Here is a 15,441-nt window from a genome sequence, read left to right as displayed (position 1 = left end):
ATGACTCCAAATTGCTGTGCGGCAGCGAGAAAGGCTTTGCACATGGTCTCCCCGATCACGTACCCCATGAGACAGAAGCGTCGGTATTCGGCGCACCACAAGCTTCTTGAGGTGGCCGGCACCGCGCTTGACGCCGCAAAGACGGCCCCTGCTGGGAGCAAGTTCGATCAATACGAGATCGCGATGACTTTCTCAGCGCTGGCCTTCGAGGCGCTGACCAACCTACTCGTGCAGCGGTTGGTTGACGACCCTGAAGACTATGGGAGTTCATCACCGATCGCCAAGATCCGTGCGGTTTGGAAAGAACTTGGGTTGCCGTATGAAAAGGATGATCCGATTTGGGCGGACTTGCGGACACTCTTCAGATTTCGGAATCAGGTAGCGCATGCAAAGCCCGAAGATATCGACGAGGTGAATCACTTCACCGACGACGATTTTGAGAACCCGTCCCTACCACCACCACAATCGGCACTTGAGAAGATGGTGACGCAGAATGGCGCAGAGCGCGCAGTTGCTGTCGTCAGAACGTTCCTGGAACGCGCATATCAGAAGACCCAAAGCCCGCTGCAACAAGAGCTTGTTGGGGGCAGCTATTCCACAGAGCCCGCGAAGCCTTAGTACTCGGATGGCCGTAAGGAACAAGTGATCTTGTCGTAAGTCCGGTTCTCTAACTCGCTGGGGCCGTTGTAGCGTGTCGACCGACTAACCAGCCAGCTTCACCATTGCCAGTTGCTCATCTCGACCGGCCTGCAGCTGATCCAGCGCCCGATAGACCTTGTGTTTGGCTATCGTCGCCTCGCTGATCCACATTCCCTTCATGAGCTCGAAAGCTGTGGGATCGAAGTTCCACTGCCGACCCACAGCTGCTTCTGTTTCCCGGTAATCGTGGATCAACTCTCGACAGTACCGCCGCACGGCGATTCCATGACGCCTCGATTGTCGAAGTTCATCGAGCGGCTGGGCTTCTAGCTCCGCCAGCAGAGCGTCGAGGTCAACTGGCGGATCCTTTGCGGGCCCCTTCGTTCCTGGCGGTTCCTCCAAGTGTTCCGCCAGCTTGCAAACCGCATCGACCACGTTACGGGCGAGCTTGTCAGCGCGAGCGTGCGCATCCACGATTCGTTTGATGGCCTGCTCCGGATCCTCTTTAACCCGATGTCTACCTGTCTTCTTCTGGATCTCATCGGCAGGCATGCTTTTACTCCTCGGTGCAGCGACCGTGAATCCTAGACCGGATACTGCGTGTTCCAGCAACTCTGTGGTCGTGCTGATGGGTGAGGTGGCGACGGTGCCGAGTCGCAAGGGGGGCGCTCGATGCGGCTGAGCTGGCTGCGGCTGCGCTGGCGACGCTGATCGAAGCGCTGCAGCTGGCGGAGCGCCATCTGGAGGACGGGAGCCGGTGAGTGCTGACCAGGTCGAGTTTCTCAAGGTCGCCGGCCTCGCCATAATGCCGTCGCATGAGAGACGAAATACCTCTTCAAACGGGCCGCCGGGCCATTGACCTTAACGACTGGACCGGCAAAGTCAACTCTGACATCAAGACACTCGCACGGAACATCGAAGCCATGAGCGGCGGGATGAAGAAGATCGATGCGACGCATCGAATTGAGGCGGCGCGAAAGCAACACGAAGCCCAAGTTGCTGCGATCGTGCAGCTGGCGGAAAAGCAAAACAGCCATGCCCACAGTTATGCGAACGTCGTTGTTGGGATTGGATACGCCGGGTTTTACGCGCTATGGAGCTTGGCCGAGAAGGGGGCATATCCGAGCGTTCGCGCGTTCGCAGGGCTTGCCATGGCACTTTCCCTCGTGATCTTCGTCGCTTGGGAGGTCTTCACGATGATCTATGCAACCTTGCAATATCAAAACGTCAACAAGGCGCTGGCGAAATCGGACGAGGGAGCGACTCTCGCTGCTTGGCAGCGCGCTTCAAGGCAGATCAGTTCGAGAATCGATTGCCTTTGGATATGGCAACTGATCCCAGCAGTACTTTTCGCCGTCGCGGGTGCGGGCGCGCTACTGTTCATTTTTGCGGCAGAGCTGTACCGCACCATGTTGGCTTGAAGTAAGCGAATCGATCGCTGCCTGCCGAGATCCGGTGCAGCTCACGCCGATCGAGGTGTTCGAGGCGGGGCGGGTCGAGGACTAGGCCTCTGGCTGCGGTGTGTACATCGGCGTTGCCCTCGCGTGGCTGTGGGCCGTCGATCAGGTTCGGCCGACTGCCTGGGACGTGGCAGGTGTCATCGTCGCGCTAGCCGGCATGGGCATCATCATGTTCCAGCCAGCACGCTAGCCGCCAAGTGGATATCGATCGGGATACCGGCCGAGCTGTCACTGGTCCCGTCTCACCAGGATGGGGGATGTTGACCACGCACTTCGGCGCCGAAGCTTCAACAATGAACTTCCTGACGCGCAACGCCTGGGCCAAGTGTTTTGCCGCCTACTACCAGGCGCTTACGGATGAACCGTGTTTGCGGGCGGTTCTGCTGGAGCGAGGCCGTGCGTTGTACGATGAACATGCACACCACCACCCGGTGAGCACCGCAGCGGCCGAGCGGCGTACAGACCTTCAGCACCGGCTGAGCGATCGTATGGCCATGCACTGACGCGCGGTGCCAGTGCGCGGCGAGGTGAATCTTTGCTGGCCTAGGCTCGCAAGGGGGTAACCATGAGACCAGAGGCGCAGATTGACGCATACCGCTTCGTCCTCGAAGCAATTTTTGACGGCCACCCCAACAAACGAATGGCCCTCGCGCACGTCGACGGGCTCATAGCCGAAATGCAGGTGAACGCAGAGAGCAGCATTCAACTGCAGGTTGCTGACCCGCTCAGGCGGGCTGTGGAGAGCATCCGGGCCGACCTTGCGGCTAGAGCGGCTTGAAACCGCTGCATCGGCCGGGGCTGTTGCTGAGCTGTATCCAGCCGTCTCCGCGGCTTTTCACGGCCGCGCCCGAGTGGACCGGCATCCCTTGGCCTAAATCAAGCCAAGCCGTGCGCCAAACGAAACTGGGCCACAGATGGGGTCATGTCTAGAGGGTGTCGACGTGCATGTGTCGCAAATATGGCCTGCCGCCCGATTCAATGTTAATGATCGATCATGGTCGGTTGGCCCAACCTGGATCCGGAAGATCTCGAAGCCAGCTTTGCGATCCTCGACGATCGACCGCGGCCGCATTTTGAGCATCGATTAGCTGCTAGATAGTTCTGCCCAAGTACAGTATGGGTGGCGAAATCCACTGTGAACTGTCCGAAGTCGCCGTGCCGTGAGGACAGCTTCTGAATTGCAGTCGAGGAAAAGTCCCTCCACCGTGCGAAGGTGAACTTGACCCGGCTACTGCCCGATCAGTGCACTGTTTATTTCTCCAAATTTGGAGAGTTTGCAGTTCATCTCTACAAGAGACCATAGCGACGTCGCGTTACTCGTCCGTGAATTGGTGAGGCGCTCAAAACGCGGAAAACTCCGCTCTGGTCAACGCCCTGGTAATCGCGTTGGGCGAGGCAGGAATTCCTGCTTTGGTCCTTCGCCACTATGTAGCAGCACCGTCCAACTTGGCCGACCTGATGGCCCAGGCAGCCAGTACCATGACGAAATCGGTGCGCGTCGTGTCGGCGCGCGTCCTGGGGTGACCATGACCGACCCGCGTACCGTCGAAGGAAGCAAGGCGCGCGCTGCTAAACGCGGCGCGCCCGATCGCGCGCTGATCGATGCTGCCCGCACTGCCGGCGACAGCCTCGGCAGCCCGGAGGTGGTCGAGCGCCTCGTGCAGGGCTTCTGTCACCGCATCGTTGAGATCTACAAGTGGCGCCGCAACGGCGACGTCGATGCCGACGAGATGACGCGCCAGATTCACGGCGAGTGCGAGCGGGTCGGGTCGATCTTCATGGGGGGCGAGTCGCCCTATGCGGCCATGCCAGGCTGGAACACGCCGCGCGGCGTCGGCATGGCGATCACCGTGCTGCTGCGCGGCGAGGCCGTGCGCGCGGCGGAGAGCCCTGCCGCCGCGCTGTTCCGCTGGCTGGCCGCGCAGCTGATGGACGCTACCTGGTGATGGCGGCCGAGGGCGCGGCCGACGTCGATGCGGTCGGCGCGCGCGCGCAGGCCAGCATCACGTCGGTCATCGACACACTGTTGGGAACGCCTGCATGAAGAGCCCGATCGTGCTGCTCAAGGTCCACGTGTCGGTCTACCGGCGCAAAGACGGCACGTCGGTGTCGGACTAGAAGGTGAGATCGTCGGCGTGGTCGCGCAGCCGGTGTGCGAGCGTGGGCCGCATCGGTCAGCGGGAGGGTGCCTGGCGCGGGAGTGTCCGGGCATTGAGGAAATGCTCGTCGCCGATCTACAAGCAGACGTCCCCGAGCTCATTCGATGCACGGTCGACGCGGCAATACTGCCGGTTCTTCGAGCCGTCCGGGTCTCTGCGCCAGCAAGCAGGCACTTCGACCTCTTCCACCGTCCTGTCGATGAGCGGCAGTCTCACCACCTCGAGCGCGACGAACCACTTGTCTTGTGGACGCCCGCCCTTGGCGGTGCACTTCGCCGTCGACAGCAGCAGCAGGGCCGGATGCTGGGCGTGCTTGCCGGCGAAGTAGCCAAACCACTTGCTCTCGTCTACCTCATAGGCCGACGTGGCGAAGCCGGTCAGCAGTGCAGCGGCGGCGAGCAGGCGTTTCATGGCCGCGATTCTGTGTCGGCGCACCGCGGATTGGACCCCCTGTAGAGGTGCCGGGGCAGCGCCACTTCGGGCCGCATTTTCAGTGTTGTAGGCCGCGAGGTCGACCCTGTTGTCGGCTTGCGCGACAAGCCAAAACGAAGGCTCTCCTTGCCCTTGACAACCAGAGTAGGTTGCACGGCAACAACCAAGGGACCAGCGAGAACGTCTCCAGTAGGTCCTCGCAATCAAAGGAGAATTTGACCCGTAAGTGGGTAACTCGCAGGGCTGGAGGGCCCGAGAAGATGACCCCGAGACCCCCTCTAAGTTATCCGCAGAAGCCGCCCAAAAAGCCGGCAACGAACACCGCCGCGCGCTGCTCCGCAAGGCTCGGGAGGCGGCCGGCGTACAGCGATCTGCCCTGGTGCACGCCGTCGTTGCGATCGACGCACCCGCTGGTAATCAAATATCGGACCCTCAGATCCAGCCTCTGGGTTGCATCGCAGCCGACGTGACAATGCGAACCGGCCGCTGCCCAGCGCGGGCGGCCAGTAGACTTGTTCGATGGTCGAGCGCCTAGACAAAGCAACAAGGACTCGAATGCTGGACCCCCAGCATCACCCGGATCTTGTGACGCTCGCCGAAGAGCAAGGCTACGAGGCTATGAAAGGGCGATTGGCCACAGCCGAGTGGATCGCTAAGCAGGCAGAAGTCACCCTCACAGTGCTGCTGGCCGGGATCGGCGGATCCCTGGCATTCGCGGTGAAATTGTTCGAGCCCGGCTCGAGTTCGCTTGCATGGGCCGCTGCCGGAGTGTGTGCGTGGCTGTCCGCATTGGCGTTCTGGCTGGTTGTCAGCTGCCTTATGGTGTCCCCGGTGCCGGCCCTTTACAGCGAGCCAAAGAGTTGGTTGGAGAGGCCTGGTGAGGAGCCGCTAGATGCTCGTCGCGAGATGCTCGTGCTTCTGCAAGAGCGATTGGCGGACATCTTTAAGCGCAATGAGACACGGGCGACGCGGCTCAATTGGGTTCGCCTGCTAGCGGTGCTTACGCCATTGGTGTTCATGGGTGGACTATGGGCGGCGGCGCGTTGGGCCCTGTGATGAGCCTTCCTCAGTAGGGACGCGGGGGTATCTCGATTCGCCCCGGCGGAGGCTGCTCACGATCAGGAACTGGAGCAGGTGGACTGGGTGACGGCCCGGTTAGGTTCAAGTGCATGGTTTCAACCTATCGGCCCTTACGCTCATACGAACTGCCGCGCCCGGTTCGGGGCATTTCCCGGCGCTCAATCGGCGGTTGTTCACGGTCTGGCGGCGGCGGGGCGGGTGTAGTGGCCGTGCAGTACATGTGGCTCCTTGCTGTCAGACTCAGATCTCCGCGCGGCCCGTGTGACCATCGCAGAATTACGAGCATTTTGCGGCGTTGAGCGCCATGCACCGCTGGGTGCAGGCGAAGCTTTTTACTTCGGTTTCGTGCGTAGACGCGGCGCCGCAACCGGATAACTTTCCGGACAACATCGCGGTTGGGAATTCCGTACATCGAGAATCTGTGCGGCTTTGGCGCCACAGTTCGATAGACCCCGGCCCACCAAACCGGACAGCCCGTGCCAGTGAAAGACCACTGGTACGGGCTTCTTCTTTTCGATCAGCCGCTTTCCGCGTTGCAGTCAGTGCAACTGCTGCCCCGCGCGAGCCAGCGTCGTGCGCCACGGCCGGATCCCGCTTCGCCGTGGCGACATCGACACCGCATCGACCTGCTGCCAGACGGCCGATTGGTCGAAACTGAAGATGGGGTGGAGGTCGTCGCGGCGTGACAGCGCGATGAGCAGCGGGTTGACGGAGTCCATGACGAGCGGATCGACGAACGGCCACTGCGCAAGCGCCACCATGTGAGGCACCGGCGCAGCCTGGAGGTCGATCCGGCTGTAGCGCGCGTACAGCAGCCGAACGCCGTGCTGGGGGTGGCCGCTTGCCAGAAGCAGGAAGAATTTCGTGATCGCGAAGTCTTCGCAGTCGCCCGCGCCGCGGGCCAGGGTTTCGCAGGGGGTCGACCACACGTCCGCGCCGGGCACCGACGCCGGGTCGGCCACATACTCGATTCGCTGATTGACCTCGACGTTGATGAATGCGATGCGTCGGTCGAAATCCAGCGCACGTGCCGCAACCACCAAGGCCCCGAATTCGCGCCTTGCCCGTGTCAGGTCGGCCTCCGGGGACTCTCCTTCCAGGGGCTCGGCGGTGATCCGGAAGGTGGATGCGCACAGACATGTCGCCATGCAATGTCTGACGAAGGCGCGTCGACCACAGCGGCAGGCGCCGGACTTTGCAGCAGACGGAACAAGACAGGCATCCATGGCGGCCCTCCCTGTCGCCGACGCGTCGAGTCATGGGCGAAACCGCCGAGACGCGTGCATCGGGAGCCGTCAGTGTCTGCTTCCCGCATCGTCGCGTCACCTGTCAGATCTTGCTAGGTTCAAACCCGCGCCTTCCGTCGGTCTCCGGGAGCCGGACGCTGACCCTGCCCAGGTCTCGACATCTGCCACCTCGGCCAGCGGTCATGAGGTCCGTCCTGCGCTGTCGAAGCTGTGAGCGGAGCGTCTCGATGTCGACGCAGCGGTGCGACCTCAGGGGGGCTGTCAGACTGGGTCGCTAACGCTTGATCGAGAGCTTGTGGACCCGCTCCGTGCCGGTCTTGTCGGACTTCGTTGCGTAGTAATCCTCGCCTGAGCGCACGATGTAGCGGCACCACTCCTCGGTCTCGATCAGCTTCCACTCGATCAGCACACAGTAGCGGCCGTCGTCGGAGATGCTCCACTTGCCGGCTGCCGTCGAGGCGACCGCGCCGCGGTCGCGGTTGTCCGACGAGATGATGAAGCTGCCACCACTCTCGTTCTTCCAGATGTGTGTGTTGCCCTTTGCCGAGATGCGGCTCATGTTGGCGCCAGGCAGCAGCTGTACGAGCTCCTCGCGGGTCAATGTGGTCCGGCCGGTGGCGTCCAGATCCCGCAGCACCTTGACCTCCGCAGCTTGTGCAAAAGCCGTCGAGCAGACGAGTGGCGACAGGCAGAGGATGTAGCGGGCAAGGTTTTTCATGGGTTTCCCGGCGGCCGGACCTGCCGGCTGTAGGTTGGGGCTGCGATGGCAGGCACGCTAGCGGGGTAGGCCGACAAACGCAAGCCTCCGTGTGGCGCGCGACCGCGGGCGCGTTGCGGGGCAGTTGGGCAATACTTCGGCACGCCCAATCTCCATACGCGACGCCATGGCCGCAGAGACCCCCGTGAACTTGCAGGACATCCTGCAGGCCTTCGAGGCCTGGGAGGCGGTGGCCGCCGAGTACAAGCGCCTGCTCCAGACGACCGCCTCGCTCGGTGCCGACATGAACTGGACCGTCATGTCCGAGTTGATCGACCGCATGAGCGACGCGCGGGAGCACTGGCTCGACATGAGCCAGCGCTACTGTGACGAGATGGCGCAGCTCAAGTTCAGCGGCTCTACCAAGTAGGCCCGGGGCATGGCGTGGTGCCCACGCCTATCGACCGTCGGCGATATATTTGTGTTCACACGTGCCGATTGCGTTGCGGCCATGCGCCTGCGCAGGATTGGTCGTTTCGCCGGCATGGGGTATAAATCTTCGCGGAACGGCCTCACACGGCAGTTCATGTTCTTCGTTGCAGATAGTCCGAGCACCCCTCGGCTCAAGCCCTGCTGAACCTCCGCGCGTCGTGATCTGCGACGCAGGCGACGTGACCCACCCGCGGTCTGCGCCCCGACGCCCCTGCATGGGGAGCGCCCGGATGTGCCGGCGCGATGGCCTCCGTACATTTGTCTCCAGCTCCCGACGATCCGCGGCCGCAGGCCGCCTCAACATCAGAGACCGATGCAAACCTCGCTGAAAGACCTCCTTGCCCACGGCGCCGATGCTGCCCCCGCGATCTCCGCTCCGGGCCGCACTGCGCTGTCCTACCGTGAATTGCGCGCGCTGGTCGACGCCACGCTGGCGAGCCTGAATGCGCTGGGCGCCGGGCGCAACGACCGCGTCGCCATCGTGCTGAACAACGGCCCCGAGATGGCCACCTGCTACATGGCCTGTGCCTCGGGCACCACCAGCGCGCCGCTGAACCCGGCCTATCGCGCCGACGAGTTCGAGTTCTACCTGTCGGACCTGAACGCAAAGCTGCTGATCGTCGAGCAGGGCAGCAGCTCGCCGGCGATCGCGGTGGCGCAGAAGCTCGGGGTGCGGGTCGTCGACCTCATCGTCGAGCCCGGCGCGCCGGCCGGCAGCTTCCGGCTGGCCGCACGGGACGGTGGCGGCGCCCCCGCAGCCGCGCAGGGCGGTTACGGCGAGGCGGGCGACGTGGGCATGGTGCTGCACACCTCGGCACCACCTCGCGGCCGAAGATCGTGCCGCTGTCGGTCGGCAACCTCTGCGCCTCGGCAGCCAACATCCGGAAGACGCTGCAGTTCACGGCCAGCGACATCGGCCTGAACATCATGCCGCTGTTCCATATCCACGGCCTGATCGCGGGCGTGCTGGCGCCGCTGTCGGCAGGCTCGCAGGTGTTCTGCACACCCGGCTTCAACGCGCTGAAGTTCTTCGCCTGGATGGACGAGGCCAAGCCCACCTGGTACACGGCGGTGCCGACCATGCACCAGGCGATCGTGCAGCGCGCCAAGGGCAATGCCGACGTGATCGCGCGCAACCCGTTGCGCTTCCTGCGCTCGTCGTCGTCGTCGATGCCGCCGCAGGTGATCAAGGAGCTCGAGGAGATCTTCAAGGCGCCATTGATCGAGCCTACGGCATGACCGAGGCCACGCACCAGATGGCCTCGAACCCGCTGCCGCCGCTGGCGCGCAAGCCCGGGGCAGTGGGCTTGCCGGCGGGGCCGGAGGTCGAGATCATGGGCGAGGACGGCAGTCTGCTCGCCGCTGGCCAGATCGGCGAGATCGTGATCCGCGGCCCCAATGTCACCGCCGGCTACGAAAACAACCCCAAGGCCAATGCCGAGGGCTTCCTGAACGGCTGGTTCCGCACTGGCGACCAGGGCAGCAAGGATGCCGACGGCTACATCAGTCTGACCGGCCGCCTGAAGGAGATCATCAACCGCGGCGGCGAGAAGGTCAGTCCGCGCGAAGTGGACGAGATCCTGATGGACCACCCGGCGGTCGGCCAGTGCGTGTGCTTCGGCATGCCGCACCCGAAGCTGGGCGAGGAGGTGGCCGCGGTCGTGGTGCTGAAGGAGGGCGCTAGCGCCACCGAGCGCGAGATCCAGGACTTCGTCGCCAAGCGCGCCGCCGACTACAAGGTGCCCAAGAAGATCCTGTTCATGGACGAGATCCCGAAGGGTGCGACCGGCAAGCTGCAGCGCATCGGGCTGGCGCAGAAGCTCGGTCTGGGCTGATCGGCGGGCGGCGCCGATTAAAAGATTGCTGAACAGAACCAGAACAAAAGCTGAATTCCTCTTGGGGGAGGAGGCCCTTATCGTGCCGCGGGGCAGCTCAGGGCGGCTCCCTATGAGAAGGTTCGAATGATCAATCCGGCGTCCGCCGACCACGAAGGAGACAAGATGCAGACAGTCAAGAAGCTCTTCCTGCGCACCGCGCTCGCGACGGCCGCGCTGGCCGGCCTAGGCCATGCGCCGCTGGCTGCTGCGTGGGAACCCGCCAAGCCGATCGAGTTCGTCGTGCCGGCGGGCACCGGTGGCGGTGCCGACCAGATGGCGCGCTTCATCCAGGGCGTGGCGGCGAAGAACAACCTGACCAAGCAGCCGATCGTCGTGGTCAATCGCTCGGGCGGCGCTGGCGCGGAGGGCTTTCTCGCCGTGAAGGAAGCGAAGGGCGATCCACACAAGATCATCATCACGCTGTCGAACCTGTTCACCACGCCGCTGGCCACCGGTGTGCCATTCAACTGGCGCGACCTGACGCCTGTGCAGATGCTGGCGCTCGACCAGTTCGTGCTGTGGGTCAACGAGGAGTCGCCATACAAGACGGCCAAGGCCTACTTCGACGCGGTGAAGGCCGCGCCGCCCGGCAGCGTGAAGATGGCCGGCACCGGCTCCAAGCAGGAAGACCAGATCATCACCGTGCTGCTGGAAAAGGCCGCCGGGAAGAAGATCACCTACATCCCCTTCAAGGGCGGCGGCGACGTGGCGGTGCAGCTGGTCGGCAAGCACGTCGACTCCACCGTCAACAATCCGATCGAGGCCGAGTCGCACTGGCGCGCCGGCAAGCTGCGGGCGCTGTGCGTGTTCGACAAGCAGCCCATGCCGTACAAGACCAAGCTCACGGCCACCCAGTCGTGGGCCGATGTGCCGACCTGCCCGGCGGCGGGCCTGCCGGTCGAGTACGTGATGCTGCGCGGCATCTTCATGCCGCCTGGCGTGTCGCAGGAGCAGGTGGCCTACTACCTCGACCTGTTCAAGAAGCTGCGCGCGCTGCCCGAGTGGCAGGAGTTCATGGCCAAGGGCGCCTTCAACCAGACGGCACTCACCGGCTCCGAGTTCTTCGACTGGCTCGGCAAGACCGAGCAGATGCACCGCGTCCTCATGAAGGAAGCGGGCTTCATCGCACAGTAGGACGACCACCCCCGTTGCGGCTGCGCCGCTCCCCTTCCAGGGGGCGCCGCTGAGGGGCCGGCGGCGCCGGCCCGTGGCGGCTGCTCGGTTGATCGCGGCGCTTGTGGCCGCCGGCGGATTTTTCTGGAACGAGCTCATGGACTCTGAAACTTCGAGCGATGCGATCGGGTCGCGTTGGCCCGAGCTGATCGTGGCTGCGGTGCTGATGGCGCTGGCGGTGCTGGTGATCGTCGACAGCATGAGGGCAGGGATCGGCTGGGCCGACGATGGCCCGCGGTCGGGCTACTTTCCGTTCTACATCGGTCTGCTTTTGCTGGCCTCCAGCGCCACCGTGCTGATCAAGGCGCTGCTGGGCTGGCGTCGCAGCGACGAGGTGTTTGCCGAGCGCGCGCAGATCGGCATGGTGCTCGCGGTGCTGCTGCCGATGGGCGTGTATGTCGGCGGCATCGCCGTGCTGGGCATCTATGCCGCGTCGCTGCTGCTGATCGGCTATTTCATGCGCCGCCACGGCAAGTTCGGCTGGGCCCTGACGGCCGCCGTGGCGGTCGGTGTGCCGCTGTTCTTCTTCCTGGTCTTCGAGCGCTGGTTCCTGGTGCCGCTGCCCAAGGGCCCGATCGAGCACTGGCTCGGCCTCTGAGCCGCGCTACTAACCCCTTTGCTGGAAGATCATGGAAGAAATCGGCAACCTGATGCATGGCTTCAGCGTGGCGCTGACGCTGCCGAACCTGATGTACATGCTGATCGGCATCACGCTGGGCGTGCTGATCGGCGTGCTGCCCGGGCTGGGCGGCGCCAACGGCATCGCGATCCTGCTGCCTCTCACCTTCAGCATGAACCCCACCTCGGCGATCATCATGCTGAGCTGCATCTACTGGGGTGCGCTGTTCGGGGGGGCGATCACCTCGATCCTGTTCAACATTCCCGGCGAGCCGTGGTCGGTAGCGACGACCTTCGACGGCTACCCGATGGCGCAGCAGGGCCGCGCCGCGCAGGCGCTGACGGCGGCCTTCACCTCCAGCTTCGTCGGGGCGCTGTTCGCGGTGATCCTGATCACCTTCCTGGCACCGCTGCTCGCCAAGTTCGCGCTGAAGTTCGGGCCGGCCGAGTTCTTCGCAGTGCAGCTGCTCACCTTCTGCAGCTTCGTGGGCATGAGCAAGGAGCCGCCGGCCAAGGTGATCGCCGCGATGATGCTCGGCTTCGCGCTCGCCGCGGTGGGCCTGGACAGCGTGACCGGCACGCTGCGCATGACCTTCGGCGTGAGCGAACTGCTCAAGGGTTTCGACTTCCTGATCGCGGTGATCGGCCTGTTCGGCATCGGCGAAATCCTGCTGACGATGGAGGAGGGGCTGTCCTTCAAGGGCAAGAACGCCAAGATCAACCCGCGCGTGGTTCTGCAGACCTGGGCCGGGCTGCCGCGCTACTGGCTGACCTTCCTGCGCTCCACCGTGGTGGGCTGCTGGATGGGCATCACGCCGGGTGGCGCGACGCCGGCCTCGTTCATGAGCTACGGCATCGCGCGGCGCAGCTCCAAGGACCCGGCGAGCTTCGGCAAGGGCCAGATCGAGGGCGTGGTGGCGCCGGAGACTGCGGCCCACGCCGCCGGCACCTCGGCGCTACTGCCGATGCTCACGCTCGGCATCCCGGGCTCGCCGACCGCGGCGGTGCTGCTGGGCGGTCTGCTGATCTGGGGCCTGCAGCCGGGACCGATGCTGTTCGTCGAACAGAAGGACTTCGTCTGGGGGCTGATCGCCAGCATGTACCTCGGCAACATCGTCGGCCTGCTGGTGGTGCTGACCACCGTGCCGTTCTGGGCCTCGATCCTGCGCATCCCGTTCTCGGTGATCGCGCCGGTGATCATCGTCATCTGCGCGATCGGTGCCTACACGGTGCACAGCTCGATGTTCGACGTGTGGTTGATGCTGGTGTTCGGCGTGGTGGGCTATCTGTTCAAGAAGCTCAAGTACCGCTGGCGCCGATGGTGCTGGCGCTGGTGCTGGGCGACATGGCTGAAGCGAGTTTCCGCCAGGCGATGCTGCTGTCGCAGGGCAGCCTGGCCATCTTCTGGTCCAACCCGCTGGTCGGCAGCATCGCCGGTCTGGCCATCGTGATGCTGCTGTGGCCGCTGTGGGGTCTTGCCAAGGATCACTACAAGGCCCGGGAACGCAAGGAAGGCATGGCATGAAGATCGCGATCGTCGGTGCCGGTGCGATCGGCGGGTATCTCGGCGCCAAGCTGGCGATTGCTGGCGAGGACGTGACCTTCATCGCTCGAAACCGCAACCTCGAGGCGATCCGCGCGAACGGCTTCCGTCTGCGGCTGGAAGACGGCAGTGAGCAGCACGCGCCGACCGCCAAGGCGGTGCAGCGCATGGCCGAGGCCGGGCCGCAGGACGCCGTGCTGTTGACCGTGAAGGCGCACCAGGTGCGTGACCTGCTGCCCGATCTGCGCGAGCTGTTCGGCCCGCAGACCATGGTCGTCACGATGATCAACGGCGTGCCATGGTGGTACTTCCACAAGCTCGGCGGCCCCTACGACGGGCAGGCGCTGCGCAGCGTCGATCCCGACGGCCTGCTGGCGCAGCACATCGAGCCCGAGCGCGTGATCGGCAGCGTGGTCTACCCGGCCGCCGAGCTGGTGTCGCCAGGCGTGGTCAAGGTGATCGAGGGCAACCGCTTCACGCTCGGCGAACCCGATGGCTCGCGCAGCCCGCGCATCGAAGCGCTGTCGCAGGCCATGATCCGCGCCGGCTTCAAGAGCCCCGTGTCCAAGGACATCCGCGGCGAGATCTGGGTCAAGCTGTGGGGCAACCTGAGCTTCAACCCGATCAGTGCTCTGACGCATGCGACGCTGCAGGACATCTGCCGCTTTCCGCTGTCGCGCGAGCTCGCGGCGCGCATGATGGGTGAGGCGCAGGCAGTCGGTCAGAAGCTCGGTGTCGAGTTCAAGATCTCGCTCGACAAGCGCATCGCCGGCGCCGAGGCGGTGGGCGCGCACAAGACCTCGATGCTGCAGGACGTGGAGAACGGCCGCGCGCTCGAACTCGAGGCGCTGGTCGGTAGCGTGGTCGAGCTGGGGCGCATCACCGACACGCCCACGCCGACCATCGACGCCATCTACGCGGCCGCCAGCCTGCTGGGCAAGACCCTGGGCGACGCGCGCGGCAGGCTGCAGGTGCAGCCGCTGGCCTGAGTCATCCGTAGGGATTGGCGAGCACGCCGATCCCGTCGATCTCGACCTCCACCACGCAGCCGGGCTTCATCGGCATCACGCCGAGCGAGGTGCCGCACAGGATCACGTCGCCCGGCTCCAGCGTCATGTCGTGCGACAGGCGCGACACCAGCTCGGCCGGCCCGAAGCACATGTCCGACAGCGGGTAGTTCTGTCGCTCGCGGCCGCTCACCCGCGTGCGCAGCGTGGCCTGTGCGGGGTCGAAGTCGGTCTCGATCACCGGGCCGAACACGCCGAAGCCGTCGAAGCTCTTGGCGCGGGCCCATTGCGGGAAGCTCGGATCGCGCGCGATCAGCTCCATGGCCGTCACGTCGTTGGCGCAGGTGTAGCCGAAGATGCATGAGGGGGCGTCGGCCGGCGACACCGCGCGCGCCCTCCGACCGATCACGATCGCCAGCTCGCCCTCGTACGCAATGCGGCCCACGTCAGTGGCCGGCGGCGCGATGGCCTCGCCGTGCGCGGCGAAACTGCTGGGCGCCTTCAGGAAGTACAGCGGCTCGGTGGGCCGGGCCCAGCCGTTCTTCTCGGCCAGCGCGGCGAAGTTGTTCCACAGGCCGATCATCTTGCCGGGCACGCAGGGCGTGAGCCAGGTCAGTCCGGCCAACGGCAAACGCTCGCCGGTGGGCCGCGCTGCGCTGAACAGGTCGCCCTCGTGCACCAGCACCTCATCGCCATCGAGGCAGCCGTAGCCCTGGCGCTCGCCGAGGCGGAATCTCAGCCATTTCATCGTCGTCTCCTCAGTGCTTGCTGCGGTAGCTCCACCACGGCAGTACCTTCGTCAATGCCAGCACCGCGCCGGGCTCGGTGGCGCGGTAGCCGGGCAGGCCGGCCAGCGTGCGAGCCCAGGTCGTGGAGCCCAGCAGGCTCACCAGGCGCTGCACCGCTGGCTGCTCCAGCGTGGACTTCAGCGTCACGAGGAAGTAGCGCTCGCGGGCCAGCGGCACGAAGCCCAGTCCGGCGGCGCGCGCCGCGGCCTCCAGCCCCGAAGGCCGCGTC

Annotated in this window: 18 protein-coding genes and 2 pseudogenes; 14 read left to right on the top strand and 6 right to left on the bottom strand. The window is 64.6% G+C overall.

Going from position 1 to position 15,441, the window contains the following annotated elements; genetic code table 11:
- Positions 1 to 618 (top strand): hypothetical protein (locus x551_RS11110; RefSeq protein ID WP_216701317.1); only part of this gene is annotated, 618 nt, incomplete at its 5' end.
- An 84-nt stretch (positions 619 to 702) separates the two neighbouring features.
- Here the strand turns inward: x551_RS11110 and x551_RS25210 are convergent.
- Positions 703 to 1,191, bottom strand: coding sequence for a hypothetical protein (locus x551_RS25210; protein ID WP_152543490.1), 489 nt, complete (start codon positions 1,189 to 1,191; stop codon positions 703 to 705).
- Between the two features lie 263 nt (positions 1,192 to 1,454).
- On the opposite strand from x551_RS25210, the gene x551_RS25205 reads away from it, so the two are divergent.
- From x551_RS25205 to x551_RS11090, 4 genes and pseudogenes are all read left to right on the top strand, one after another.
- Positions 1,455 to 2,060, top strand: a complete 606-nt coding sequence (locus x551_RS25205) for a hypothetical protein (RefSeq protein WP_152543489.1) — start codon at positions 1,455 to 1,457, stop codon at positions 2,058 to 2,060.
- Between the two features lie 64 nt (positions 2,061 to 2,124).
- Positions 2,125 to 2,289, top strand: a pseudogene (locus x551_RS27270) (YnfA family protein); the annotation flags it as partial.
- A gap of 67 nt (positions 2,290 to 2,356) precedes the next feature.
- Positions 2,357 to 2,602, top strand: coding sequence for a hypothetical protein (locus x551_RS11095; protein WP_036229914.1), 246 nt, complete (start codon positions 2,357 to 2,359; stop codon positions 2,600 to 2,602).
- A gap of 1,023 nt (positions 2,603 to 3,625) precedes the next feature.
- The gene (locus x551_RS11090) at positions 3,626 to 4,045 is read left to right on the top strand and encodes a hypothetical protein (RefSeq protein WP_152543488.1); all 420 of its coding nucleotides are present in this window, start codon (positions 3,626 to 3,628) and stop codon (positions 4,043 to 4,045) included.
- A gap of 288 nt (positions 4,046 to 4,333) precedes the next feature.
- On the opposite strand, the gene x551_RS11085 is transcribed toward x551_RS11090, so the two are convergent.
- Positions 4,334 to 4,669, bottom strand: a complete 336-nt coding sequence (locus x551_RS11085) for a hypothetical protein (protein ID WP_036229907.1) — start codon at positions 4,667 to 4,669, stop codon at positions 4,334 to 4,336.
- 576 nt (positions 4,670 to 5,245) lie between these two features.
- Between x551_RS11085 and x551_RS11080 the strand changes: the two genes are divergently transcribed.
- Complete coding sequence (locus x551_RS11080) at positions 5,246 to 5,746, top strand: hypothetical protein (protein ID WP_036248526.1); 501 nt, start codon at positions 5,246 to 5,248, stop codon at positions 5,744 to 5,746.
- 563 nt (positions 5,747 to 6,309) lie between these two features.
- Here x551_RS11080 and x551_RS11075 read toward each other — a convergent pair.
- Both x551_RS11075 and x551_RS11070 read right to left on the bottom strand, forming a co-directional pair.
- On the bottom strand, positions 6,310 to 6,996 hold the full coding sequence (locus x551_RS11075) for a transglutaminase-like cysteine peptidase (protein ID WP_081771302.1): 687 nt from the start codon (positions 6,994 to 6,996) through the stop codon (positions 6,310 to 6,312).
- 295 nt (positions 6,997 to 7,291) lie between these two features.
- Positions 7,292 to 7,735: a DUF995 domain-containing protein gene (locus tag x551_RS11070; RefSeq protein WP_036229902.1), complete on the bottom strand. Its 444-nt coding sequence runs from the start codon at positions 7,733 to 7,735 to the stop codon at positions 7,292 to 7,294.
- A 184-nt stretch (positions 7,736 to 7,919) separates the two neighbouring features.
- Here x551_RS11070 and x551_RS11065 point away from each other — a divergent pair, with 184 nt between their 5' ends.
- The 8 genes and pseudogenes from x551_RS11065 to x551_RS11040 all read left to right on the top strand — a co-directional run bounded on the left by x551_RS11065 (position 7,920) and on the right by x551_RS11040 (position 14,406).
- Positions 7,920 to 8,144 (top strand): hypothetical protein, encoded by a 225-nt coding sequence (locus x551_RS11065; RefSeq protein WP_161728012.1) that lies wholly within the window; start codon positions 7,920 to 7,922, stop codon positions 8,142 to 8,144.
- 375 nt (positions 8,145 to 8,519) lie between these two features.
- Entirely contained in the window at positions 8,520 to 9,128 is a 609-nt protein-coding gene (locus tag x551_RS27265) for an AMP-binding protein (RefSeq protein WP_253950354.1), read from the top strand.
- Entirely contained in the window at positions 9,044 to 9,445 is a 402-nt protein-coding gene (locus x551_RS27260) for an AMP-binding protein (protein WP_253950353.1), read from the top strand. The genes x551_RS27265 and x551_RS27260 overlap by 85 nt, the downstream gene beginning before the upstream one ends.
- On the top strand, positions 9,442 to 10,041 hold the full coding sequence (locus tag x551_RS27255; protein WP_253950352.1) for an AMP-binding protein: 600 nt from the start codon (positions 9,442 to 9,444) through the stop codon (positions 10,039 to 10,041). The genes x551_RS27260 and x551_RS27255 overlap by 4 nt, the downstream gene beginning before the upstream one ends.
- Before the next feature lie 165 nt (positions 10,042 to 10,206).
- Positions 10,207 to 11,217, top strand: coding sequence for a tripartite tricarboxylate transporter substrate-binding protein (locus x551_RS11055; RefSeq protein ID WP_036229952.1), 1,011 nt, complete (start codon positions 10,207 to 10,209; stop codon positions 11,215 to 11,217).
- Between the two features lie 136 nt (positions 11,218 to 11,353).
- Complete coding sequence (locus x551_RS11050) at positions 11,354 to 11,854, top strand: tripartite tricarboxylate transporter TctB family protein (protein ID WP_036229896.1); 501 nt, start codon at positions 11,354 to 11,356, stop codon at positions 11,852 to 11,854.
- Between the two features lie 31 nt (positions 11,855 to 11,885).
- A pseudogene (locus x551_RS11045) lies at positions 11,886 to 13,399 on the top strand (tripartite tricarboxylate transporter permease).
- The gene (locus x551_RS11040) at positions 13,396 to 14,406 is read left to right on the top strand and encodes a 2-dehydropantoate 2-reductase (RefSeq protein ID WP_036229893.1); all 1,011 of its coding nucleotides are present in this window, start codon (positions 13,396 to 13,398) and stop codon (positions 14,404 to 14,406) included. The pseudogene x551_RS11045 and the gene x551_RS11040 overlap by 4 nt, the downstream one beginning before the upstream one ends.
- 1 nt (position 14,407) lies before the next feature.
- Here x551_RS11040 and x551_RS11035 read toward each other — a convergent pair whose 3' ends face one another.
- Both x551_RS11035 and x551_RS11030 read right to left on the bottom strand, forming a co-directional pair.
- A complete protein-coding gene (locus tag x551_RS11035) occupies positions 14,408 to 15,172 on the bottom strand; it encodes a fumarylacetoacetate hydrolase family protein (protein WP_011829818.1) in 765 nt (254 codons plus the stop codon).
- Between the two features lie 10 nt (positions 15,173 to 15,182).
- On the bottom strand, positions 15,183 to 15,441 hold a 259-nt coding region (locus x551_RS11030; RefSeq protein ID WP_036248523.1), incomplete at its 5' end, for a substrate-binding domain-containing protein.

The sequence above is a fragment of the Methylibium sp. T29 genome, assembly GCF_000576205.1.
In the GTDB taxonomy this organism is placed as follows: Bacteria; Pseudomonadota; Gammaproteobacteria; order Burkholderiales; family Burkholderiaceae_C; genus Methylibium; species Methylibium petroleiphilum.
The sequence above is the reverse complement of the archived record's forward strand: the minus strand, read 5'-3'. Positions and strand labels throughout refer to the sequence as shown.